We start from the raw sequence: 24,113 nt of genomic DNA, 5'->3' as shown, positions 1-24,113 counted from the left end.
TTGTTCGAGGTATTTAATCCAAAGGCTGATCTACCTTGACTGAGTCTATCCGCAACCCGCTGACCCTTTACCTCACCCGTCTGGCGCCCTCCAGCCAGCTGACCATGCGCTACGTGCTGCAGGACGCCGCCGACCGGCTGGGCTTTGAAGACATCAACCTCGAAGACATCGACTGGCACCTGTTGCAGCCCGAACAGGTGATCGCTCTGGTGGCGGCGTTGCGCGAGGACGGGTATGCGCCCAATACCTCGTCGTTGTATGTGAATGCGGTGCGCGGCGTGATGAACGAAGCCTGACGCATGAACCTGATCAGCCAGGAGCACCTGCTGCGCATGCGTACGGTCAAGCCGTCGCCGGGTACGCGCCTGGGCCAGGGCCGCAACCTGCGGCGTACGTTGATCCGCGAGATGATGGAGGTCTGCGCCGCCGACCCGCGTCCCCAGGGCCTGCGGGATGCAGCGCTGATCGGCATTCTGTACGGCTCGGGGATGCGCAAGTCCGAATCGGTAAACCTGGACCTGGCCCAGATCAACTTTGCCGAGCGCAGCCTGCGGGTGATCGGCAAGGGCAACAAGGAACTGCTCAAATACGCGCCGGACTGGGCATTTGCGAAGTTACAGGCCTGGCTGGATTTTCGTCGCGAACAACTCAAGGACGGCGAACAGGACGACACCTTCCTGTTTAACCGCATTCGCCGGGGCAGCCACATCACCCGCGAGCGCATCACCAAACACGCGATCTACTACATCGCCCGCCAGCGTGGCGAGCAGGTAGGCGTCAAGATCATGCCCCATGACTTCCGTCGCTCATTCATCACACGGGTGATCGAGGAGCATGACCTGTCGATTGCGCAGAAGTTGGCGCACCACACCAACATCCAGACCACCGCCAGTTATGACGTGCGTGACGACAATGAGCGGCGCCGCGCGGTGGATCGCTTTGATTTGTGAAGTGGCCTAGAGGATGGGTTTGCCCCCGGTGACCGCATAGCGTGAGCCAGAGATGTAGCTGGCCTCATCCGATGCCAACAACACGTAGATCGGCGCCACTTCCACCGGTTGGCCTGGGCGGCCGAGTGGAGTTTCGCTGCCGAAGCTCTGCACATCGTCGTCGGGCATCGTGGCGACGATCAGGGGCGTCCAGATCGGGCCAGGCGCCACACTGTTGACCCGAATACCCTTGCTGCCCAGCAATTGCGCCAAACCACCGGTGAAGTTGGCAATCGCGCCCTTGGTGGCGGCGTAGGCGAGCAGGGTTGGCTTGGGCATGTCCGAGTTGACCGAACTGGTATTGATGATCGAACTGCCAGCCTTCATATGGGGCAGGGCGGCCTTGCAGATACGAAACATCGCGGTGATGTTGATATCGAAGGTCTTGACCCATTCCTCATCCTCGATCTCTTCGAGGGTGTCGTGACTCATCTGGAACGCTGCGTTATTGACCAACACGTCAATGCGGCCGAACTGTTCGATGGTCTTGTCCACCAAAGCCTGGCAATTGGCCTTTTGCGCGATGTCACCTGGCAGCAACAGGCACTGGCGCCCAGCCTCTTCGACCCAGCGTGCGGTTTCTGCGGCGTCGTCGTGCTCATCCAGATAGGCAATGGCCACATCGGCACCTTCACGGGCAAAGGCAATCGCCACTGCGCGGCCGATGCCGCTGTCCGCGCCGGTGATCAAGGCGATCTTGTTAGCCAACCGGCCAGAACCTTTGTAGCTCTGTTCACCGCAGTCCGGGTATGGGTCCATCTTCTGTTGGACGCCGGGCACGGTCTGGGCCTGGGGAGTGAAGGGTGGGCGGGGGTAGTCAGTCATCTCAATCTCCATAGGTTTTCAAAGGTGCTATGGGATTAGTAGGCTCGCCTCTGGTGATAGTTGTAGCGGATGGCGCGCAGCCCCGACGAGTGGTTGGCTTTAAGCTTATGCGTAAACGGTATTTCCACCGCCACCCTTAGACTTCCTATGATCACGTCATAACTCGTTATGACAAGTGACTTTGATGAACGATTCCACCGCCGCCTTATCCCCACTGTCCAGTATCCCCTTGCATACCCAGCTGCGTGATTTGCTGCGCAGCGGCATTCTGGATGGCCAGTACCCGCCCAACACCCAGATGCCGTCCGAAAGCGAGTTGGGTACACGCTACAAGGTCAGTCGCATCACCGTGCGCCAGGCCCTGGGGGACCTGCAGAAGGAAGGGCTGATCTTCAAGATCCATGGCAAGGGTACGTTCGTGTCCAAGCCCAAGGCATTCCAGAACGTCAGCACCTTGCGCGGCCTGGGGGAGTCGATGACCGAACGCGGCTTTGAGGTGATCAACCGCCTGCGCAGTTTTCGCTTTGTGCCGGCTGACAAGCAAGTGGCCGAGCGCCTGGGGTTGGAAGAGGGCGCCACGGTGGCGCAGATCAAGCGGGTTCGCCTGATCAATCGCGAGCCGGTATCGCTGGAAATCACCTACCTGCCCCAGGCGCTGGGGGAGCGCCTGGAAAAAGCCGACCTGGTGACCCGCGACATCTTCCTGATCCTGGAAAACGACTGCGATTTGCACCTGGGCCACGCCGACGTGGCCATCGATGCGGTGCTGGCCGACAGCGACCTGACCCAGGCGCTGAACGTGGAGCCCGGCTCGCCGATCATGCACATCGAGCGCCTGACCCACACCGCCGACGGCCAGCCCGTGGACTTTGAACACCTGTATTACCGTGGCGACGCCTTCCAGTATCGCCTGCGCATCGACCGTGAACGAGGCAACCGCCCATGAGCCGCAAGACCCTGGAGCTGGAATACGACATCGTGGTGATCGGCGGCGGTACCGCCGGGCCGATGGCAGCGATCAAAGCCAAAGAGGCCAACCCCGCGCTGCGCGTACTGTTGGTGGACAAGGCCAACGTCAAGCGCAGTGGCGCCATCAGCATGGGCATGGACGGTCTTAACAACGCGATCATTCCCGGCCACTCCACGCCGGAGCAGTACACCAAGGAAATCACCATCGCCAATGACGGCATCGTCAACCAGGCGGCGGTGTATGCCTACGCGACCCACAGTTTCGAGACCATCGAACAACTGGACCGCTGGGGCGTGAAGTTTGAAAAGGACGAAACCGGCGACTACGCGGTGAAAAAGGTCCATCACATGGGTGCCTATGTGCTGCCGATGCCTGAAGGGCACGACATCAAGAAAGTGCTGTACCGCCAACTCAAGCGGGCGCGCGTGGCCATCACCAACCGCCTGGTGTGCACCCGTTTGCTCACCGACAGTGAAGGCGCAGTCAACGGCGTGATGGGTTTTGACTGCCGCACCGCTGACTTCCAGGTGATCAAGGCCAAGGCGGTGATCCTGTGCTGTGGCGCCGCTGGCCGGCTTGGCCTGCCTTCGTCCGGCTACCTGATGGGCACCTATGAAAACCCCACCAATGCGGGCGACGGCTACGCCATGGCCTATCACGCAGGCGCCGAGCTGGCGAACCTGGAGTGCTTCCAGATCAACCCGTTGATCAAAGACTACAACGGCCCCGCCTGCGCCTACGTCACCGGCCCTTTGGGCGGCTACACCGCCAACAACAAGGGCGAGCGCTTTATCGAGTGCGACTACTGGAGCGGCCAGATGATGTGGGAGTTCCACCAGGAGTTGGAAAGCGGCAACGGCCCTGTGTTTCTCAAGCTGGACCACCTGGCCGAGGAAACCATCCAGAACATCGAAACCATCTTGCACAGCAACGAACGCCCCAGCCGCGGCCAGTTCCACGCCAACCGGGGCACCGACTACCGCAGCGATATGGTGGAGATGCATATCTCCGAAATCGGCTTTTGCAGCGGGCATTCGGCATCGGGCGTGTGGGTGAACGAACGCGCCGAAACCTCGGTAAAGGGCTTGTACTCAGCCGGGGACATGGCCGCCGTGCCGCACAACTACATGCTAGGCGCCTTCACCTATGGCTGGTTCGCCGGCACCAACGCGGCGCAGTTTGTGGCGGACAAGGGCTTCAGCGCAGTCAACCCCCAGCAGGTCGCGGCCGAACAGGCCCGCGTCTATGCCCCGCTGGAGCGTGAAACCGGCCTGCCGCCGGCCCAGGTCGAATACAAACTGCGCCGCTTTGTGAACGATTACCTGCAACCGCCCAAGGTCACTCGCAAGATGGAAATCGGTCTGCAGCGCTTCAGCGATATCGAGCGCGACCTGGACCAGATGAAAGCCCACAACCCCCACGAACTGATGCGCGCCATGGAAACCAGCGTGATCCGCGACTGCGCCGAAATGGCCGCCCGCGCCTCGCTGTACCGCGCCGAAAGCCGCTGGGGCCTGTACCACCACCGTGTCGATCACCCGCAGCGCAATGACGCCGACTGGTTCTGCCACTGCCACCTGAAAAAGGGTGACGACGGTCAGATGGTCAGCTTCAAGAAACCCGTGGAGCCGTACGTTATTGCACTCGACGCCGAAGAACTGCAAGCCTACGACCGACTGCGCGTCGGTGCAGATGCTGCCTGAACGCTGTGGTGAGCGGGCTTGCCCGCTCACCACACGCACAAAGAACAGAGAGCGCTAAAAGCGCCAAGGACACCGTGAAATGGCTTACCAGCCCCAGGAAATATTCTTTCGCTCCAACGCGCCGGTAACGATCGATGAAGACAAGTGCATTGCCGAAAAAGGCTGCACCGTGTGCGTCGACGTGTGCCCGATGGACCTGTTGGCCATCAACCCGGCAACGCAAAAGGCCTACATGGCTTTTGACGAATGCTGGTACTGCATGCCCTGCGAAAAGGATTGCCCCACCGGTGCAGTCAAGGTCGAGATCCCGTACCTGCTGCGCTGAGTGTTCTGACTCCAAGCCATCCGCCAACACCGGACGCCTACGCCGTACCCCCTCGTTTCCCACCGTGCCCGATCACGGCGGAGACGATCCTATAACCATGATTCGAGGGGAAACACCCAATGTTCTTGCGCGCAACTGTTGCCAGCCTGGTGCTGGCCTCCATCAGCCTGTCGGTACAGGCTCAGACCATCCGGGTTGCCATTGGCACCCAGGACACCACCATCAACTGCGCCGCCGGCGGCTTGCTGATCCGTGAGTTGGGGCTGCTGGACAAATACTTGCCCCATGACGGCAAGTACCAGGACGCCACTTACGATATCCAGTGGAAAAACTTCACCAGTGGCGCTCCGTTGACCAATGAAATGGTGGCCGGCAAGCTCGACTTCGGCGCCATGGCCGACTTTCCTGGTGCGTTCAATGGCGTGGCCTTTGAGGGGGCGGGCAAGCACAGCCTGTTTATCAGTGTGCTGTCGGGCAACATCAAGGGCAGTGGCAATGGGATTGTGGTGCCAACGGGTTCCAGCGCGCAGTCCTTGGCAGACCTGAAAGGCAAGACCATTTCCGTACCGTTCGCCTCCACGGCCCACGGCATGTTGTTGCGGGCGGTGGCCGCCCAAGGCTGGGACCCGCTCAAGGATGTCAACATCATTGCCCAGGCCCCGGAAGTCGCAGGCTCGGCCTTGCAAGCCAATAAAATCGATGCCCACGCCGACTTTGTGCCCTTTGCCGAACTGTTCCCCAACCGTGGGTTTGCCCGCAAGATCTACGACGGCTCCCAGTCCAACACGCCGACCTTCCATGGCGCCCTGGTGGATGAGAGTTACGCCCGCCAGTACCCGGAAGTGGTGGTCGCCTACCTGCGTGCCAGTATCGAGGCCAACCGTTTGCTGGCCGCAGAGCCTGAGAAGTACAGCGAACTGATCGAAAAAGTCACGGGGGTGGAAGCCGAGGTCAACTACCTGTTCCACGGCCCCCTGGGCGTGCAAACCCGTGACCAGAGCTGGAAGCCCGAATACCGCCAGGCCGTCGGCACTGCGATCGACACCCTCAAGCTGCTGAAGAAAGCCGATCGTGGCCTTAACCTCGACACCTTCATTGATGACCAGTACATCCGCGCCGCTTTCAAGGCATCGGGCCTGGATTATCAGGCGCAACTGGCCAACTACGCCCAGGCGCCGCTCAAGGCCGACGATGCATTGACCGGCAAGCCGATCACCGACTGGAAGCACGTTGCGCAGATCTGGGTGAAAGGCGAAGCCAAGGTGCGTGACTACGCGTCGGCCGAGTCGGCCTTCACCGCGCTGGCCAGTTTGAAGAAGGAGGGCAAGAGCGTGCGTGCGGTGTATGCCCAGGCCGAAGACAGCGGTATCAAGCTGCTGGCCAACCAGGCGTGGTTCGCCAGTGATCGCCAGGGCAAGTTGAGTGCGTTCCTGCTCAAGGGCCAGGCACAGCAATTTGCCGCTGCCCAGGGCGGCAAAGTGTTCGACTTTACCAGCGCCGGCGCCCAGGCCGTGGCCGGACGCTGACAGGAGCATGCCCATGTCGACTCCCGCTTATCGTTGGCTGCCGCGCGCCGCCTCACTGCTGGTGTGTCTGCTGTTCTGGCAACTCGCCGCCAGCCATCGTTGGAACCTGTGGCTGGTGACCTTCGCCAATGTCCCCACCCCCGGTGCCGTGGTGGAGGCGGCGCTGGGCCTGCTGGACTCCGGCAAGCTCGCCCAGCACCTGGGTGCCAGCTTGACCCGGGTGTTCGAAGGCTACGTGGCCGCTGTTGTGGTGGGGGTGGGGCTGGGCATCGCCATCGGCCGTTCTAAATGGGCCGAAGACCTGCTGCTACCGCCCCTGGAGGTGATCCGGCCGATCCCTGCAGTGGCGTGGATACCCTTGGCGATCCTGATGTTTGCGTCGTCGGAGCTGTCGATGGTGTTCATCACCTTCACCGGTGCGTTGTTCCCGATCCTGCTCAATACCGTGCATGGCGTTGAAGGCGTCGACCCACGGCTGATCGCCTCGGCGCGCAGCCTGGGGGCCGGGCGCACAGCGATATTGTGGGAAGTGATCGTGCCGGGTGCCGCGCCGAGCATCATCACCGGTTTGGCCATCGGCATGGGCACCTCGTGGTTTTGCCTGGTGACGGCGGAGATGATCTCGGGGCAGTTCGGCATCGGTTACTACACCTGGGAGTCGTACACCATTCAGAACTATGCCGACATTGTGGTCGGCATGCTGTTGATCGGCGTGCTGGGCATGGGCAGCAGTTGGCTGGTCAAGCGCCTGGGCGCCGTGTTCACCCCTTGGCACCGTCCGCGAGGTAAAGCCTGATGGAAGGCCGCGTCGAGATTCATGATTTGTCCATTGTGCTGGGCGAACAGGCCCAGGCGTTCGAGGCCGTGAAGGCACTGGATTGCACCATTCCTGCGGGGCAGTTCGTGTGCATCCTCGGGCCGTCGGGTTGTGGCAAGTCGACCTTGCTCGGCGCCCTGGCCGGGCATTTGGTACCCCGCCAGGGCAGCTTGCAGATGGATGGGCAGGCGGTGGTCGGCCCGTCGCAGCAGCGCGGCATGGTATTCCAGCAGCACACGTTGTTCCCGTGGCGCAGTGTGCGTGAGAACGTTGCGTTCGGCTTGAAGATGCGCGGTGTGGGCAAGGCCGAGCGGCTGGCGGCGGCAGATGAAATCCTTGCGCTGGTGGGGCTGGAAGGCTTTGCCGAGCGCTGGCCGAATCAACTCTCGGGCGGGATGCAGCAGCGGGTGGAAATCGCTCGGGTACTGGTCAATCGTCCGCACCTGTTGTTGATGGACGAACCCTTTGGCGCACTGGACGCGCTGACCCGCATGAAGATGCAGGCACTGTTGCTGGATATCTGGACGCGCGTGCGTACCACTGTGGTGTTTGTGACCCACGATATCGACGAGGCGCTGTTCCTGGCCGACCGCATCCTGGTGATGAGCCCGCGTCCGGGCCGCATCATCGAGGATTTGCTGTTGGATTTCCCTCGACCACGGCGCACCGAACTGATGACCACCCCCGAATTTACTCACCTCAAGCGCCATTGCCTGGAGTTGCTGCACCATGAAGATGGTCGCCAGCTGCCTCGCCTGAACCCGCTTGGGTTGCCCATCGATCATTCAACACCGCGATTTGCCATATGACCTATAACCCCGAAATAGAAGCCTTGCGCCCCCGCCTGCAAGCCACCGATGCGGGCATGCGCCGCATCGCCTTGATCGACCTGGCCGACCTGGAAGACCCCGATGGCCTGGAATGGCTGGTGGACAGCCTGTGCAATGACCCAAGCGTGGACGTGCGTACCCAGGCCGCTGTTTTGCTGGAGGCCTGGGAGGACGAGCACGTCGTGCGGGCGCTGTGCGAAGCACTTACCGATAGCGCAGGCCCTGTGCGCGATGCCGCCGCGCAGAGTCTGAGCGTATTGAAAACCCGTGAAGCGGGCTTGCTGCTGCTACCTTGGGCCGATCACGCCGACGTCAGTGTGCGCACCGCGATCTTGCGCGCCCTGCGCGAGTTGCGTCTGGACGCCGCCGCCCCGGCGGCATTGCTGGCACTGGCGGACGCTGATGCCGGAGTCCGCCGCGAAGCCGTGGGCGTGCTGGGCTGGCTCAAACACCTGCCGGCCCTTGCGGCACTGGCGACGTTGGCCAGCCATGATCCCGACACCGAAGTACGCCGCGCCGCCACGGGGGCCTTGGGCTTGGCCAGTGATGACGTGGTCTTGCCCGCGCTGTACCAGGCCTTGCTGGATCCGGCCTGGCAAGTGCGTGAGGAAGCTGCCACGACGTTAGGCAAGGTGGGCAGCGTAAATGCCGGTGATGCACTGGTTGCCGCACTGGCGGATGACTATTGGCAGGTCCGTCTGCGGGCGACCCGTAGCCTGGGGCGCTTGCGCTACACCCCCGCGTTGAGCGCCTTGATCCAAGCCCTGGGCCACAGCATCAGCAACCTGCGCAAGGAAGCCGCGCTGGCCCTCGGCGAACTGGGTGATCGCCAGGCGCTGACAGCCTTGCGTGACGCGGCTGACGACGGCGACCCGGAAGTACGCAAAGCCGTGCGCATTGCCCTGGCGCAACTGCAATGAGTACCGCGCCGAACGCAATAGGCAAAGGTACGGATGGGCGCTTGCGCCTGGATTGGCCGCAAGGTTCGCAGTGGATCGATCACCCACGCCTGCGCCGCGAATGCCCGTGCTCACAATGCCGGGCGTTCCGGCTGCGGGGTAGCCAACCGTTGGTGAGCGAGGCCGTGCGGGTGGTACACATCCACCCGCAGGGCTACGGGGTGCAATTGGTATTCAGCGATGGCCATCAGCGCGGCATCTACCCCTGGGCCTACCTGGCGCAAATGGGCAGCGATCAGGGGGAGGGCGGGGCGCTTGCCAGGTGAGCGGGCAGCCGGCGCAGGGTCCACAGCACGGTGAGCATCGCCGCCACCGCACAAAGGGCAATGCCGATCAACATCGGCGCGGGGGTGTGATCGGCGAAGACGCCCACCAGGGTCATGGACACAGCGGCGACGATCATCTGGATCGCCCCCAGCAAGGCCGATGCGGAACCCGCGACCGCGCCGTGATCCTCCAGCGACAACACACCCGCCGCCGGCAATAGCAGGCCGAGGAACCCGAAGCCGATAAACAGCAAGGTCATCATCAGCGCCAGGCTGTCGATCCACAGCGTGGTCAGCGCCAGCAACACCATCACCGCAGCCACCGCCACCACTGACCAGCGAATCACCGGCGCCAGGCCAAAGCGTGCACTCAAGCTCGCGGTGAGTTGGCTCATGGCAAAGAACGACGCGGCGTTCACCGCAAAACCCAGGCTGAACTGCGTGGGCGTAAGCCCGTAATACTCGATGTACACGAACGGCGCGCTGCCGATAAACACAAAGAAGGTGGCCAGGCCGAACCCGCTGACCACCGACAGGCCGGTAAACACCGGGTCGCGCAGCAGTGCGCCGTAGCTGCCGAATGCGCTGCCCAGGGTTTTACCCAGGCGGCGTTCGGCCGGGTGGGTTTCCGGCAGTTGCACGATGGTCATGACCAGGCAGGCCACCGCAACCACGGCCAGCGCCACGAACACTTCGCGCCAACTCCACAACGAAATCACCAGGCTGCCGGCCAACGGTGCGAGGATCGGCGAGACACTCATCACCAGCATCAGCAATGCCATGAGTTTCGCGGCTTCATGGCCGGTATAGAGGTCGCGCACAATCGCCCTGGGAATCACCATGCCTGCGCAAGCGCCGAACGCTTGCAGGGCGCGAAAGGCAATCAGTGTTTCGATGGTGGGCGCCAATGCGCAGCCCACACTGGCCACGGCAAAAATCACCAACCCGGCATAGATCGGCGGCTTGCGCCCGAATACGTCGCTGACCGGCCCGTAGAACAACTGGCACACGCCGATGATCATGAAGAACACCGTAAGGCTCATCTGCACCGCTGCGGGTGAGGCGTGCAGGCTGGCGCCCAGGGTAGGCAACGCAGGCAGGTAGCTGTCGATGGCGAACGGCCCGACGGCGGTGATCAGCCCCAGCAGCAGGGCGAGATGGGCGATGCTTCGAGACATTGGGGTTCCGGGGCAGTCTGGCAAAGGAGCGTCAGCTTATGTTTGACGACCGAGGTACACAAGCCGGATTGACGCTGCCCAGTCCCTGGCGTTTGGAGGCAAGCAAAACGCCATTGTGTCTAATTGAGAATAATTGACATCTAGCAATCTATGCCAATAACATCCGCGCCCTCTAACCCCCGCGCCAGGAGTGCGTATGCTGCGACCGTCAATTCCCCTCGCCGTCAGTGGCTTGCTGTGGGTGTCCTGCTCGACATTGTCGGCAGCAGAATCCGTTGAAACCACCTCTGCGGATACGGCCATTGAGTTGCCTGAAACGGCAGTGGAGGGCGTTGCGACGTACGCCGACGAGCATTCGTTTACCGGTTTCACACCGGTGCAGGTCACCAAGTCCAACGTCCCTTTGGCTGAGACCGCGCAAACCATCACCGTGGTGCCGCGTGCCGTGCTCGACAGCCAACAGGCGCTGACCCTCACCGATGCCTTGCAGAACGTACCGGGGGTCACGGCTGGTGCCTACGGGCGGCGCGGTTGGGACGATCTGATCATTCGAGGCCAGGTGGCTTCGGACTCGTTGTTTGTTGACGGTTTGCGTACATCTTCATCCAACCGTGTGGCCCAGCAACTGTTTGGCGTGGAGCAGGTTGAGGTGTTGAAGGGGCCAGCGTCGCTGCTGTACGGCCTGGTCATGCCGGGCGGCGTGGTGAACATGGTGACCAAGCGGCCGAAGGCAGATCCCTTTGCCAATATCGACTTCACTTACGGCAGCAACGACCTGCGCCAAGGCACCTTCGATGTGGGCACGCCGCTGTCGGAAAATGGCAAGGCGGCGATTCGACTGAACGGGCTGAGCAGTGCGTCCAACGATTCCACCGACCATGTGTGGTTCAAGAGCAGCTACATCGCGCCGTCGCTGTCGTTGGACTTTGGTGACGACACTGACTTTACCCTTCTGGCCAGTCACCAGGACCGTTCGTACATGCGCCAGCAAGGTGTTCCGCCGAGTGCTGCGGGCAAAGTCTCCCGGCATTTGTTTATCGGTGAGCCGGACCAGGACCCGTACCACGGCCAGGAAAATCGCCTGGGGTATGCCTTGACCCACCGCTTTGACAACGGTTGGACCTTTAACCAGAACCTGCGCTGGCAGGACTACACGTTGAGCGGCCAACTGGTTGCAGCCGGCGTGCTGACCGGCAGCACATTGAAGCGATCGGTGACTGACCAGCAGTTGTCCGGCGACAACATCAGCCTCGACAACAACCTGCAGCGCACTTTCAACGTCGGCGAAACAGCGCACGAAATCACGGCGGGCGTGGATTACCTGCGTTCACGAGAAGAGCAGGTGAGCCGCACCTGCACCGTGGGCTCGCTGAATATCTATAACCCGGTGTATGGCGGTGCGATTGTGTGCCCGACCACACCCCGGACCCAGCAGTTCACCACCGTGCGGATGCTCGGCACTTACCTGCGTGACAACGTCAAGATCGGGGACAAATGGAACCTGCAGGCCGGGTTGCGCTTTGATCAGACCGCGACCTACACCCAGAATCAGCTGACGGATAAGCGCACCAACGCACCGGCGGATGCCACCACCGGCTCCGTCGCCGTGATGTACGAGTTGTTCGAAAACGTACGCCCCTACGTCAGCTACTCCACATCGTTCTTTCCCAACACCGGCACCGACGCCAGCGGCAGCGTGTTCGACCCGGAAAAAGGCCAGCAGTGGGAGGGCGGTATCAAATGGGACCTGGTGCCCGGCAAGACATTGCTGACCACGGCGATCTTCGATTTGCGCCGCCAGAACGTCCTGGAGACCGACCCGAACGACGCCGCCTACAGTGTCGCCGTGGGCGAGCAGCGCACCCGCGGCTTCGAACTGGGCGTGACCTCGGACGTGAGTGACCGGCTCAGCCTGATGGGGGGGTACTCCTACACCATGGCGGTGATCACCGATAACGGCAGCTCGACAGACACGGTAGTGGGTGGCCGCCTGAATAACGTCCCACGCCACAGCGCGACGTTGCACGCACGCTATCGCCTGGACGACAACCCCCAGGGCTGGAGCCTGGAAGGCGGGTTTCGTGCAGAGGGTGAGAAATACGCATACGGCTACAGGATCGCCGGTTACGCGGTCGCCGATGTGGGTGTGGCATACGAGCAGGAACATTGGCGTGCAGGGTTCAACGTGAAGAACCTGTTCGACAGGGAGTACTACACCGGCGGCGTCAAAAACGCAGTGGCGCTGGGGGATGATCGCACGATGATGATGACGCTCGGCTACAGGTACTGATGGACAGCGGCGGGGGCCTTGACCGTTGGGCTGCGTAAGCTCTATATATAACTAAACTAAATGACTATTTAGTTTAGTTATAATTTTATTGAATATCTATTGGGTGGGTCAGGGGGCTTCCTTGTCACTGTCATCACTGCCGAAAAAGCGTTTATTGACGGAATAACCTGCCACACGCCATTCGTTGTTGTCCTCACGTAGCACGATGTTTTCTGTCGCAGGCCCGCGGGTAAAGGTTGTCACACATTCGACCACCGCATAGCGGCCAGCCGGCACATCCGGCATTTGCGTGGTAAAACCAATATTGGCGGAGTTACGCTCAACAAAAGCACCAAGCCCCAGGCGCATGGCCTTGATGCTGTTGGTCCACATGCTTTCAGAGGTCGTGGCTTTGAGCAGCGCACTGGAGGCTGGCCAGGTCTGGTCAACGTTGCCCGAATCGAGCAACTGCAGAAACTCGACCGTGGCATCAAACACCAGGCGCTGTTGTTGTTCGGTGGCAGGTTCGGACACCAAGGCTTTAGGGGGTGCTTTGTTGAAGCTGACATCGCAGCCCGAGAGCAGCATTGAGAACAGAGCAGCGCAGAAAATGTGCTTCATGCAAAACCTCAAGGGTGGCGGCGTGTGTGCTGCGAGTAAAGATGAGGAATGCCGAGGGCGCCATTGGCCAAAGGCTACTGCCTGAGTGTGAGCGTGAAATCTGCTGGGGACTGGCCATAGATGTGTAATAGGATATTACGCATAATGTATATTATGTTAAATCATGTATCAGGCAGCACTCTTCCAGTTAGCCATTGGCGGCCAGTCAGGCCTGCAACCTTCTCACCGTGTGACCGTTCCTCCTAGAAGCGAAATCTGTTCCTCATAAAAAATATAGAAAAAACATTAAGTTGGACGAGTACATTTTGGATCTGTGCCATTACTCTCCCTTCAAATGTAATATCTCGCCTGTTTTCGTAGGGAGTTAGTGGGTTCCGTAGGTGAGAATTTTTTATATGTCAGAAGTTTTTTTACTCACGAAATCATATTCTTAAGTATTTTTTCATGGTATTCATAAATGATATATCCTTTTTAGGATGCTCCCCCATAGATGCGAGGTAAATATTCTCTAGCTATCTATTCCCAGTGTGGGCTACGCTTGGAGCTAGTAGCTATTCAATAGTAGGTATCTCGATGACTAATCCCTACCCTATTTTTTCAGGTCAGGACGCAATAACACTTCCACTAGATGAATACTTTGAGCTTCATCCAGAAATTCAAGCGTATCTCGAAGGTTTCGGTGTTGAGAGAGATCCCGTTATTATTTTTGATGCCGTTAGAGAGTTTCTAGCGAGCTATGTAAACTATGAGCAGGCGGCCGAAATTAGCTCCACTTACATGTACTACCGTAGCGTAACTGAACGGTTGTTATTATGGTCATGGATCGTGAATCAGTGTCCGCTATCAAAATTGAGTACGGAAGACCTAAAAAACTTTTTCGAGTTTTGTGTTTCTCCTCCACCTAGTTGGGTATCAGCGAATCCCATTCGCCGGTTTTATATCGGCGGAGACGGAAAAATATACATTAATGGTCGATGGCGCCCTTTCTCCAATGCTTCAAAAGGGAGTACGTCAGAACCAAGGTCGCTTGCTGGGATTCGTTCAGTTTGTATTAAGCTTTACTATTATTTACAAGGTAAAAACTTGGTAGAGACCAATCCGGTTATGCCTATAGATCTATCCTTCATCGCCAGCATTAGTGGTAAGGGGATTTCTTTGGTTGGGAGATTAGATCAGGTTCACTTAAGATACCTTCTCAAGGCCGCAGAAAACCTCTGTATGAATGATGTTGCGCATGAGCGTTCGCTGTTCATTATAGCCATGATCATTTACTTGCTTGTGCCTGCAAGATTTCTATCGGGCAGTAAAACTTGGAAGCCTATGCTTTCAAATTTCACCAAGGACGTCGAGCGAGAAGAATTGAGTTACTCTGTGATTGACTCGGGAAGTGCTTATAAGTTAGTCGCACCCAGTGAATTTAAAACTTACTTAAAGCGCTACCTCAATTCGCGGGAGATTTTGTTTAAAAGTGGAAAGCTGCCTAATAGTGCTCTTTTCACCACGTTAAGTGGGAGGCCAGGCTTAACCATTAGACAGCTCAGCAACATAGTGAAAGAGATTTCTGTAGAAGCAGCACATTTAATGGCGTTTGATGGATTCGCCCAAAGTACCATTGATCAAATGGCATGCGCACGGTTAGACAGCATTCGCACGGCAAGCATTATGCATTCAATTGACACAAGTGGTTTTTGGGCGACCAGAAGTCGACTGGGGTATGAGTCGCTCAATGCCCTGCATAACCGTTATGCCGTTGATTCATCTAGAGTCTTTGAGTAAGCACCTTGTGAGAATTTAAATGTAACAAGCACGTGTTACGGAAAATTCGTTTTCAAAGATTGTTATCGATTACATCTAGTTAGTCACCGAGCCAGCGCATATGCTGTAGGGCAGTGAAACTGCCATTGCCAGGGATACTCGGTAGTGAAGATTGGCACCTGATGGCTTCCCTTGGAAAGGTTACATACCTCGCACAATCGATGCGACTCTCACAGATTAGGGTAAACGCCCCCTCCCCCAGCCTCATTTACCGCCTTTGAGGATTGGCGGAAATTTGGAGGTCTATCTGCGCCGAAAAGTCATGGGTCTCGCTATATACATGTAACCTTCCGGCCAAGTCACCTACCGAGCTCCAGCATTAAGGGGCAGTGGTGTCCGCGTATTTTTAAGCGAACGCGATCACCCTTATCGCTAGGATTTCTATGCGCCAACGTAGCTCTTATCCCAACCCGTTCAAAGCCCAGGTCCTCCAGAAAGCGCAATGCGGCAAGGTGTGATTGCGGGACGCTTACCGCCGATAAGCTGAAAGCCCAAAAATAGTGGTTGCGTGGCCATTTCCGTTAATATTTTCTGAGCGTTCGGCGCACATTTTAAGAAAATCTTGGCGCGGTTAAGAAAATCTATCCAACAACAGCGGAAAAAATGGGAAATCTAGTGCGGTACGCCCATTTGATCAGTGCGATGGAGTTGAAGGCTATCGGGTAAAGAAGCCTGATGCGACTGAGTCTGTGGCCTTCACGGTGGAAATGGCCAAGCGGGCATTGGTAATCGTACTGAGGGAAGAAACCGAGTATTTGCAACGATACGACACATTGCTTGAGGTGGTTAATGACAAGTACGACGTGCGCGGCGGCCTCTTGAGTAGGCTGACTATGCAGTGCTTAGACCAGAATGGGGTCGTATCAAAGGGCTGGCGCAAGCAATCAACGGATATATCCAAGAGGAGGTTTTCGACTTCCTCGAAGGTCACGCCCAAGCCCTTCTTGCAGAAGCCTACGCAGAGCCCGACGACCAATAGTCCAGCGACCGTGGCGATTGAATGGCCGGTAGCAGATTCCTTGCCATGCCCACCTCAATAAATTGTGTACAGATAGGCAGATTAAACGTATACGACAGTATCTGACATCAACTGATTCATACCAATATATCGGACGCACTATAAATTATAGTGATCAGGATATATTCGAATATTTCGTTGCCATGAACGAGTAGCCCATATTCGACATCGACCGGAGGCTCGACTGACTGCATTGGGTCGAATACATTTGAGCACGATCGCGGCGTTTGCCAACTCGATGCTAAGCAAATCACCGGGCCCCACGTTCATTGCTGCAAGGAACTCTGTGGGGAGATCAATGATGACTTCCCCGCTTCCGTCGCTCGGGACTCGGCACTTTCCAATTCAGTCATTGGTAACCCCTCCTAACTTGGCTGATTCACTGAATCGGTATCCAACCTCCGTGGATACCCGTGTCTGACGTTGTGATATATAGATCAAAATTAAGCGTCCGGGCATCACTCCTCGCGTGATGAAACCGGTTGCCACTTATGCGGCAGTAACTGATCAAACTCACTCGCCCGCTGAGTCGGCAGCCGCGTAAGAACATCGTTCAGATATGCCTACGGATCAAGACCATTCAGGCGCGGAGACTGGATCAAACTCATGAGTAAGCGTCTGCCGAACACACCTTCAGAATCCCCAGATTAAGGGCGATGGTGCCCACCTAAAAATACGTGGACACCATCGCCCTTAATTCAAGGAACACCATGCGTCAGCGCACCTCTTATCCCAAACCCTTCAAGGCCCAAGTTGTCCAGGAATGCCTGAGCCCCGATGTATCCATTGCCAGCGTGGCGCTGCGGCACGGCATCAACGCTAATCTGGTTCGCAAGTGGATACCTATCTATCGTGACCGGCAGGCTTCTGGCTTGCCTGCATTTGTACCGTTTAAGCTTGAGACCGCTGCGGCGACGCCTGCTCGGCAGGATCAGGATGTAGCCCGCATCGAGATTTCTTCGGGGCAGCGAACAGTCACTGTGAGCTGGCCGATCTTCGATCCGGACGGCTGCGCACGCTTCATCCGCAGCCTCTCCCAATGATCCGCATCGACGCCATCTGGCTCGCCACTGAGCCCATGGACATGCGCGCCGGTACGGACACAGCATTAGCCCGTGTGGTCGCGGTGTTCGGTGCGGCGAAGCCGCACTGCGCATATCTGTTCGCCAATCGCCGCGCTAACCGCATGAAGGTGCTCGTACATGACGGCGTTGGCATCTGGCTGGCCGCGCGCCGCCTGAACCAAGGCAAATTCCACTGGCCTGGCACTCATCGAGGCCACGAAGTTGAACTCGACGCCGAACAACTTCAAGCGCTGGTGCTGGGCCTGCCCTGGCAGCGGGTGGGTGCTAACGGTGTAATTACGTTGCTCTGAATCGGCTCTTTTAGCTGTGGCAGGTGTGCTGCTTTGGTAAAATCCAAGGCATGACTTCCTCGCCCAATCTCGACCAAATGACGCCCGATCAACTGCGTGCACTCGCTGCGCAGTTGCTGTCGAAGGTCGACACCATGGGCCGAGAGAGCCGTCGCGACAAGACCGTCATCGAGCAGCTCTCTCACGAAATTGCCGTCCTCAAACGCCACAAGTTTGCCAAGCGCAGTGAGCAAATCAGCCCGGAGCAAGGCAGCTTGCTGGATGACTTGCTCAGCACCGATCTCGAAGCCATTGATGCCGAGTTGAAAGCACTTCGTCCCGCCCCTGCACCGGACGAACCACGCCAACAGCCTAAACGTGCGCCGCTGCCGCCGCAGTTCCCTCGTACCGTCATTCATCATGAACCAGAGAACACTCAATGCTCCTGCGGCTGCCAACTTCAACGCATCGGCGAAGACGTCAGCGAGAAGCTGGACTACACCCCCGGCGTGTTCACGGTTGAGCAACATGTACGTGGCAAGTGGGCCTGCCGCCAATGCGAAACACTGACTCAAGCGCCGGTACCGGCACAGGTGATCGACAAGGGCATCCCCACTGCCGGCTTGTTGGCCCACGTGATGGTGGCCAAGTTCGCCGACCACCTTCCGTTGTACCGGCAGGAAAAGATCTTCGGCCGTGCCGGCCTGGCGATCCCGCGCTCGACGCTGGCTCAGTGGGTCGGCCAAACCGGTGTACAACTGCAACCGCTGGTAGATGCACTGCGCGAAGCCGTGTTGGCCCAGCGAGTCCTCCATGCCGATGAAACACCGGTGCAGATGCTGGCCCCGGGCGAAAAGAAAACGCACCGAGCGTATGTCTGGGCCTACTGCACGACACCGTTCTCGGCACTGAAAGCGGTGGTCTACGACTTCAGCCCCAGCCGTGCAGGCGAAAATGCGCGCAACTTCCTAGGCACCTGGAACGGTAAGCTGGTGTGCGATGACTTCGCAGGCTACAAGGCTGGCTTCGAGCAGGGCATCACCGAAATCGGCTGCATGGCCCATGTCCGGCGCAAGTTTTTCGACCTGCATGTGGCGAACAAAAGCCAGTTGGCCGAACAGGCGGTGCACTCCATCGGCGGCTTGTATGAGGTCGAACGGCAGGCCAAGGACATGAGCGATGAAGATCGCTGTCGATTACGCCGAGAAATGGCGGTGCCCGTCGCTGAAAAGTTGCATGAGTGGATGATCGCTCAACGCGCACTTGTGCCCGAGGGCTCAGCCACGGCCAAAGCTCTGGATTACAGCTTGAAACGCTGGGTAGCGCTGACGCGCTACCTTGATGATGGTGCTGTGCCCATCGATAACAACGCCTGCGAAAACACGATAAGGCCGTGGGCGCTTGGTAGGTCGAACTGGCTATTTGCTGGATCGCTGCGCAGCGGTAAGCGGGCAGCGGCGATCATGAGCCTGATCCAGTCGGCGCGCATGAATGGGCATGATCCGTATGCGTATCTCAAGGATGTACTAATGCGGCTGCCGACGCAGAAGGCTAGTGAGATCGAGCAGCTACTGCCACATCAGTGGATGCCGGGCTGACTTGCGCAAGGCGTATTCCCCGTACGCTTACACTCATGATCGCTGCCGCCCGTTTGCCGCTGCGTAACGACCCTGCAAAGAGCCAGTTCTTGCGTCCAAGAGCCCATCGCTTACTAATCTCATGACTGCCCCCGTCCCTGTCGATGCTATCGCTCGCGGTCGACGAGTTGAGGTTGTAGGTTTGATGCGCCTTATCATCCATGCAAAGTGCCACGAACTTCATCGCTCGCGGCATCCAGGACTATGCCGGCGTCAATTCGTATCACCTCTTTCGGCTGCCTTCAACCGAGGGAGGAATTTGAGGAGCCGAACCAGAAAGCCGTCCCTCAAGCATCTTTGCGCTTCGCCAATATCTCAATGACAGCCTTCAATACTGGGACTGGCTGGTAGCCGCCGTTAGCGTCAAAAGCGTATGTAGGAATGTAATCGACGCCTTCGTAGTTTATGGCAAAAATTCGACCTTCACTCATCAAGCTGTAAACTCTTGTCTTTAGCTCATCAACCGTTTGAGCCGTCAACTCACTCAATTCCGCAACTGTTCAGCCCGTCCCCGGAGGATATAATTCGTTGCTTGCATTCCACTACAAGCATGGCGATTCTCAAAGTAGTGTCCATAGCGTACTCATCCCATAGCAACAAGATATTTCCTCAAGGTCGATGACATGTGCCTTCGGGTTTGCAGACGGGGGTTCAAGCCAATATGAGCTGACCGGTTATCCTCAACTTATCCCCACAATCGATGCACAAGCTGCTCAAAATTCAGTGCGCTAACCATTGCACCCCAGATTCGACCCACGCCTGGCGTTAGTGGAGGGCAGATAGTGAACCATCGGAGTTCTTTGGTATCGGCAGAAATCGGCCAACCGCAGAAGCCTCCGGATTATTCCTTTCAGCATTGGCACGGTTCATGATGTAGGGCCCTGGGTCAGTTATGTTTCAGTATCTGGGTCAAGCCTAAGCTGGCGATAATGGCTTATGCTAACCACCAGCAAGGCGCCCAATAGGTTCATGTTCGATTCCAAATTGCAATGCCGCATCAAGAAATCTATTAGCTGCTTCATTAGGTCTCGTTGCCATAATGCGCTGAGCCTCGGCCTCAAGTTGAGCCTTCAAAAACCACTTAGAGGTTGTGACTTTATGTCTTCCTTTCATGGGCGTCTCTCGTGAATACTGTTGGGAGGTGAGCGTAGCCGTCGCGTTCTTAATGCTCTATCGTCGGCAGATGACTATCGTTAAGTTTGTGAGTTCAAAAGACAGAAGTATCCGTTCCCTCCTCCCCGTGTTGTCTTTCAAAAGGTCGCCTTTGGAATTGAGCTACGGCACCAATGAAGAGTTAGTAACTACTCAGTGGCTTCCTCCGCATCAGGTAGATTTACCGCGTTGACCATTCGAGTGATCACAATTGATAACCAGGTTTGATGGGCGACAAGCTCTGGATCAACGTCACCATTCGCATTGGGCGTTTCATAGAGTGATCTCCAGCCTAAGATATCTGCTGGGTCGACCCTTGCGTTGTCTCTGAATACAGCCTTTGAAGCAAGCCGGTAGGCGTATGTATCTAAGCAAGTGTCATCCGCTACCCTTAGCTCGGCGCGTCCAAAATCAAACACACTTTCAGCGATCCATCGCTGAGATCCGTTAAATTCTGGAGGAACTGCCAGCAGGACACCAACGATAGCCTTATCGGAATCAGGCCGATCCAGTTCGTTGAAAAGGTCGATCAGATTTTGGCCCGAAATGCGCTTGATAATCTCTACACCCAGCTCCGGCTCAGAGACATTCGCCACTGCGACAATGAGCATTGTTGAGGGACTTCGCTCATTTTTTGTGGCGGATAACTGACATGCACTCATCTGTACTCCGGCCATAAAAACCCCATCAAATGAACACTATAGATTGTAGTCCTATAGAGCTCAAGAAGGCCTCATAGTTCCTTTTGTGGATTAATCAAAATGGAGCTGCGAGAAGCGTTTGCCATCGCGTTGCGCAATACACGGATTCGCCAGGGTTTGACCCAAGAAGACTTTGGAATCGTCAGCAGTAGGACATACCTCAGCACGCTTGAACGAGGTCTCAAGAACGTTACTTTGGAGAAGGCGTCAGAGCTTGCTGGCAGAATGGATGTACATCCACTGACCCTTCTTCTAGAGAGCTTTTTGCTCCTCGATCCTGATACGGATTTAGACTCGTTGCTTGAGCGTATTCGACGTGAAACCCTTTCATCTCGGCTCCGCAAGTCCTAGAGAGAAGCCGGAACCAGAACTTCGGCATGCGACGGGCTTTTTATAACACACGAACTGGAATTGAGGGTCATAGGGGCCGGATTCCGAATATAGAGACCGTCAGTTACGGCTATCAAGACGTCCTCGACGCCTCGCGCCATAGCGCGGGCAAGACGTTCTTGTTGGCGGTAGCGGTTGAGCATTTGCGAGCTTTTGGCGTCTAGGAGAGGCCCTTTGGCCTAATGGGCGATGCTTTACCGCTAAGGCAGAACTTTGCGGGCCGTATCTGCGACCGAGTAGCACTGGTGGTGCTCTAGAGACGATCTTCGAGAACCCTGAGCAAATCAAGCAGGGGCTGGCTAGGCTGAAGGCTCAAGGATCTATCTCAAAGCTGTGCTCACGCGACTGCCGACGCACCGAAATGCTACTTAATCACGCAAGGTGTGTTGGGCAGGCGCATACGGACCGGTGGCCCCTGAGGGGTAAACTTGGCCAGCCAGCGCCGTTACACCGAAGCGGCCAGCGTGAATTCATTGGTCGCACCGCTCATGCCACGTGGTCACTTCGGTTAAGTCCTTAACTCACCTCATTCAGCGCCTTGATCAGTTCGATCTTACGCATAGTCGAACGCCCGGCTATTCGGTGTTTACGAGCTCGCTCCATAAGCTCATTTTTGCTCATATCCTCTAATCGCTGGTCAGTTCGCGGGGCACCCTGTCGTGTTGCTGCAGCTCGCCGGGCTGATGATTCTCGGGCTTTAGCCTTTTTTGCTTTGGTGGTTTTCTGCCCAGACCCACCCTTCCGTTCGCCGCCACCTGACTGTTTATTAACTGTTCCCCAAGCACGACGTGCTGCTTCATCTTCGGGAACCCCTTTAGCCTCATAGCTATCTTCGATATGTTTCGCTTTGCGTTTTTGGTTATCGGTGTACTTGTCTTTATCCCCGCGCGGCATGATCGCATCCTCTTAGTGGCTGAGCACATTGCCTACATTTGTGGAGCATCCAACCCAACATTTTATTGTCGTCAAAGGGTTTTGGCCCAGCGGTTCATAACGGTCTGGGCCATCAATTATCGCTTACTGTCGTCCGACTTTCCTTCCTGCATCTGTACAGAGGACTTGGTACCGCTGGAGTTGTCTTTGGTTGCATTGTCGGCGCTGTCAAAGCATCCATGAAGCATGAATACGCTGCAAAAGCCCAAGCACATACTCAACTTTTTCATGATCGTTTACCTACTAGTGAATTTGGCTCTTCATTTCAGGCTGCTGGTTTGAGTACGACCTTCGTCCAGCCATCGTCACGTGCGTCGAAGTGCTTATAGGCATCTGGGCCTTCGGCGAGCTTGAGGCGATGAGAAATGATCTGAGATGGTTTGGCACGACCGTGATGGATAAGCTCGGCCAAGCGACGGTTATAGACTTTGACGTTAGCCTGCCCAGTTCGAATCTGCTGCCCCTTGAACCAGAAAGCGCCGAAATCGAAGGCCATCTTGCCTTCTTTGGCGAGTTCATTTTTAGCGCCGGGATCCTGAGGTACGAACACACCAACGACTCCGATACCCCCCGTCGCTTTTGTCGAGGCAACAAGGTTATTCATAGTGAGGTGATTGGCTTCATGACCGTGGCGGTCGCAGCATTGATAACCAACACACTCACATCCTCGATCGGTGCCTTTGCCGTGAGTCAGATTTAAGATTTGGTCCACTGCCTCTTTCTCAAGCGAGTTGATGGGCGTAGCACCCATCTGAGCGGCGAGCTTTAAACGGTCGGGATGATTGTCGACCACGAACACCTGAGAGGCGCCCTTGATAACTGCTGAGTGGGCGGCCATTAAACCCACCGGGCCGGCGCCATAGATGGCAATGCTCTCCCCAGGAAGGAGGCCCGCCAGCTCGGTTGCATGCCAGCCCGTCGGGAAGATATCCGACAGCATGACGTAATCTTCTTCACGCTCTTGCGCGTCGTCGGGCAGCACCAGGCAATTGAAGTCGGCATACGGCACCCGTAGCAGCTCTGCCTGCCCGCCCTGATATGGCCCCATATCAGCAAATCCGTAGGCCGCGCCCGCACTACCTGGGTTAGCGGTCAGGCAGAATCCGGTCAGGCCTTTTTCACAGTTTTCGCAAAAACCGCAGCCGATGTTAAATGGCAGACATACGCGGTCGCCTACCTTGACTCGATCCACACCGGCGCCTACTTCAACGACCTCGCCCAGATTCTCATGGCCAAAGACTCTGCCGGTTTCGAAAGAGGTTCGGCCTTCATACATATGCAGATCAGATCCGCAGATATTGGTGGCCGTCACCCGCACCAGAACGTCCGTAGGTTTTTCGATTTTGGCATCCGGCACATTTTGCACACTGACGTCACGGGGGCCGTTGTAAACGATGGCTTTCATTGCGTTCTCCCAGAGGCAAGACGAAAGGGATTTTTCGTCAGCACATGTTTAATCTGTCCGAGAGAGCAAATCGTATGTTCAAGAAATTCGAGGCATGTCTGACGAGCGGTACATTCTCAAAATCGCTCAAAAAATCTGAATTATTCGCCCTCGTATCCCTCTCTTTTTTATCGATAGAGATTGAGAGGTTGGCTTGAGTTATCTGGATTGGGTTCAGTGGCCCGCCATGGCAGTGACAGTGATCGCCGCGTGGCTTATCGGGTCTCAACGCCCCGCGAGAAGAATGGCAGGGTTCTTCTGTTTTATTTTGAGTAATGTCCTATGGGTCATTTGGGGGGCTTATGCGGAGGCCTACGCACTGATCGTGCTGCAGATCTGTCTTTGCTCGATGAACCTACGTGGGTTTAAAAAGAACTTTCAGAATCAGTAG

At 57.1% G+C, this 24,113-nt stretch carries 22 protein-coding genes and 2 pseudogenes; 16 read left to right on the top strand and 8 right to left on the bottom strand.

From position 1 onward, the window contains the following. Nucleotides 1-35: 35 nt before the first annotated feature. Nucleotides 36-950 (top strand): annotated as a pseudogene (locus tag DYL59_RS26470) (site-specific integrase). Nucleotides 951-956: 6 nt separating this feature from the next. Here the strand turns inward: DYL59_RS26470 and DYL59_RS26465 are convergent. Beyond that, on the bottom strand, nt 957-1,814 hold the full coding sequence (locus tag DYL59_RS26465; protein ID WP_135291789.1) for an SDR family oxidoreductase: 858 nt from the start codon (nt 1,812-1,814) through the stop codon (nt 957-959). Between the two features lie 184 nt (nt 1,815-1,998). Here DYL59_RS26465 and DYL59_RS26460 point away from each other — a divergent pair, with 184 nt between their 5' ends. The 8 genes from DYL59_RS26460 to DYL59_RS26425 all read left to right on the top strand — a co-directional run bounded on the left by DYL59_RS26460 (nt 1,999) and on the right by DYL59_RS26425 (nt 9,210). Then, nucleotides 1,999-2,760, top strand: a complete 762-nt coding sequence (locus DYL59_RS26460) for a GntR family transcriptional regulator (protein ID WP_135291788.1) — start codon at nt 1,999-2,001, stop codon at nt 2,758-2,760. Continuing rightward, nucleotides 2,757-4,487: a fumarate reductase/succinate dehydrogenase flavoprotein subunit gene (locus DYL59_RS26455; RefSeq protein WP_135291787.1), complete on the top strand. Its 1,731-nt coding sequence runs from the start codon at nt 2,757-2,759 to the stop codon at nt 4,485-4,487. The genes DYL59_RS26460 and DYL59_RS26455 overlap by 4 nt, the downstream gene beginning before the upstream one ends. 79 nt (nt 4,488-4,566) lie before the next feature. Next, on the top strand, nt 4,567-4,812 hold the full coding sequence (locus DYL59_RS26450) for a 4Fe-4S dicluster domain-containing protein (protein WP_028616162.1): 246 nt from the start codon (nt 4,567-4,569) through the stop codon (nt 4,810-4,812). A gap of 119 nt (nt 4,813-4,931) precedes the next feature. Beyond that, entirely contained in the window at nt 4,932-6,338 is a 1,407-nt protein-coding gene (locus DYL59_RS26445; protein WP_135291786.1) for an ABC transporter substrate-binding protein, read from the top strand. A gap of 13 nt (nt 6,339-6,351) precedes the next feature. Beyond that, nucleotides 6,352-7,134, top strand: coding sequence for an ABC transporter permease (locus DYL59_RS26440; protein WP_135291785.1), 783 nt, complete (start codon nt 6,352-6,354; stop codon nt 7,132-7,134). Beyond that, nucleotides 7,134-7,964 carry an ABC transporter ATP-binding protein gene (locus DYL59_RS26435; protein WP_135291784.1) on the top strand — a complete coding sequence of 277 codons (831 nt, stop codon included), beginning with the start codon at nt 7,134-7,136 and terminating at the stop codon, nt 7,962-7,964. The genes DYL59_RS26440 and DYL59_RS26435 overlap by 1 nt, the downstream gene beginning before the upstream one ends. Next, nucleotides 7,961-8,905, top strand: a complete 945-nt coding sequence (locus DYL59_RS26430) for a HEAT repeat domain-containing protein (protein WP_135291783.1) — start codon at nt 7,961-7,963, stop codon at nt 8,903-8,905. Before DYL59_RS26435 ends, DYL59_RS26430 begins: the two co-directional genes overlap by 4 nt. Further along, nucleotides 8,902-9,210, top strand: coding sequence for a DUF971 domain-containing protein (locus DYL59_RS26425; protein WP_135291782.1), 309 nt, complete (start codon nt 8,902-8,904; stop codon nt 9,208-9,210). Before DYL59_RS26430 ends, DYL59_RS26425 begins: the two co-directional genes overlap by 4 nt. On the opposite strand, the gene DYL59_RS26420 is transcribed toward DYL59_RS26425, so the two are convergent. Then, nucleotides 9,180-10,388: a multidrug effflux MFS transporter gene (locus DYL59_RS26420; RefSeq protein WP_135291781.1), complete on the bottom strand. Its 1,209-nt coding sequence runs from the start codon at nt 10,386-10,388 to the stop codon at nt 9,180-9,182. The two genes, DYL59_RS26425 and DYL59_RS26420, sit on opposite strands and share 31 nt — an antisense overlap. Nucleotides 10,389-10,584: 196 nt before the next feature. On the opposite strand from DYL59_RS26420, the gene DYL59_RS26415 reads away from it, so the two are divergent. Continuing rightward, the gene (locus DYL59_RS26415) at nt 10,585-12,678 is read left to right on the top strand and encodes a TonB-dependent siderophore receptor (RefSeq protein WP_135291780.1); all 2,094 of its coding nucleotides are present in this window, start codon (nt 10,585-10,587) and stop codon (nt 12,676-12,678) included. Nucleotides 12,679-12,786: 108 nt separating this feature from the next. On the opposite strand, the gene DYL59_RS26410 is transcribed toward DYL59_RS26415, so the two are convergent. Then, entirely contained in the window at nt 12,787-13,278 is a 492-nt protein-coding gene (locus tag DYL59_RS26410; protein WP_135291779.1) for a DUF4019 domain-containing protein, read from the bottom strand. Between the two features lie 573 nt (nt 13,279-13,851). Here DYL59_RS26410 and DYL59_RS26405 point away from each other — a divergent pair. After that, on the top strand, nt 13,852-15,054 hold the full coding sequence (locus DYL59_RS26405) for a hypothetical protein (RefSeq protein WP_135291778.1): 1,203 nt from the start codon (nt 13,852-13,854) through the stop codon (nt 15,052-15,054). A 1,515-nt stretch (nt 15,055-16,569) separates the two neighbouring features. Here the strand turns inward: DYL59_RS26405 and DYL59_RS31460 are convergent. Continuing rightward, nucleotides 16,570-16,722: pseudogene (locus tag DYL59_RS31460) on the bottom strand (transposase domain-containing protein); the annotation flags it as partial. 99 nt (nt 16,723-16,821) lie between these two features. Between DYL59_RS31460 and tnpA the strand changes: the two are divergent. The 3 genes from tnpA to tnpC are packed head-to-tail and all read left to right on the top strand — an operon-like array spanning nt 16,822 to nt 19,063. Beyond that, complete coding sequence (gene tnpA / locus DYL59_RS26390; RefSeq protein ID WP_135291777.1) at nt 16,822-17,154, top strand: IS66-like element accessory protein TnpA; 333 nt, start codon at nt 16,822-16,824, stop codon at nt 17,152-17,154. Next, entirely contained in the window at nt 17,151-17,486 is a 336-nt protein-coding gene (gene tnpB / locus DYL59_RS31815; RefSeq protein WP_057440793.1) for an IS66 family insertion sequence element accessory protein TnpB, read from the top strand. The genes tnpA and tnpB overlap by 4 nt, the downstream gene beginning before the upstream one ends. Nucleotides 17,487-17,536: 50 nt before the next feature. Continuing rightward, entirely contained in the window at nt 17,537-19,063 is a 1,527-nt protein-coding gene (gene tnpC / locus DYL59_RS26380; protein ID WP_135291776.1) for an IS66 family transposase, read from the top strand. Nucleotides 19,064-20,041: 978 nt separating this feature from the next. Here the strand turns inward: tnpC and DYL59_RS31455 are convergent. Together DYL59_RS31455 and DYL59_RS26370 are read right to left on the bottom strand one after the other, a co-directional pair. Further along, nucleotides 20,042-20,215: a hypothetical protein gene (locus tag DYL59_RS31455; protein WP_167496719.1), complete on the bottom strand. Its 174-nt coding sequence runs from the start codon at nt 20,213-20,215 to the stop codon at nt 20,042-20,044. A gap of 188 nt (nt 20,216-20,403) precedes the next feature. After that, complete coding sequence (locus DYL59_RS26370) at nt 20,404-20,916, bottom strand: hypothetical protein (protein ID WP_200846544.1); 513 nt, start codon at nt 20,914-20,916, stop codon at nt 20,404-20,406. Between the two features lie 99 nt (nt 20,917-21,015). On the opposite strand from DYL59_RS26370, the gene DYL59_RS26365 reads away from it, so the two are divergent. Beyond that, on the top strand, nt 21,016-21,306 hold the full coding sequence (locus DYL59_RS26365) for a helix-turn-helix domain-containing protein (RefSeq protein WP_102060515.1): 291 nt from the start codon (nt 21,016-21,018) through the stop codon (nt 21,304-21,306). Nucleotides 21,307-21,861: 555 nt separating this feature from the next. Here the strand turns inward: DYL59_RS26365 and DYL59_RS26360 are convergent. Then, nucleotides 21,862-22,239: a termination factor Rho gene (locus tag DYL59_RS26360; protein ID WP_073637659.1), complete on the bottom strand. Its 378-nt coding sequence runs from the start codon at nt 22,237-22,239 to the stop codon at nt 21,862-21,864. Nucleotides 22,240-22,543: 304 nt separating this feature from the next. Continuing rightward, entirely contained in the window at nt 22,544-23,683 is a 1,140-nt protein-coding gene (locus DYL59_RS26355) for a glutathione-independent formaldehyde dehydrogenase (protein ID WP_027616432.1), read from the bottom strand. Nucleotides 23,684-23,909: 226 nt separating this feature from the next. Between DYL59_RS26355 and DYL59_RS31810 the strand changes: the two genes are divergently transcribed. Further along, on the top strand, nt 23,910-24,113 hold the full coding sequence (locus DYL59_RS31810) for a hypothetical protein (protein ID WP_045792439.1): 204 nt from the start codon (nt 23,910-23,912) through the stop codon (nt 24,111-24,113).

This window comes from Pseudomonas kairouanensis (assembly GCF_004682055.1).
GTDB classification, from domain to species: domain Bacteria; phylum Pseudomonadota; class Gammaproteobacteria; order Pseudomonadales; family Pseudomonadaceae; genus Aquipseudomonas; species Aquipseudomonas kairouanensis.
The sequence above is the reverse complement of the archived record's forward strand: the minus strand, read 5'-3'. Positions and strand labels throughout refer to the sequence as shown.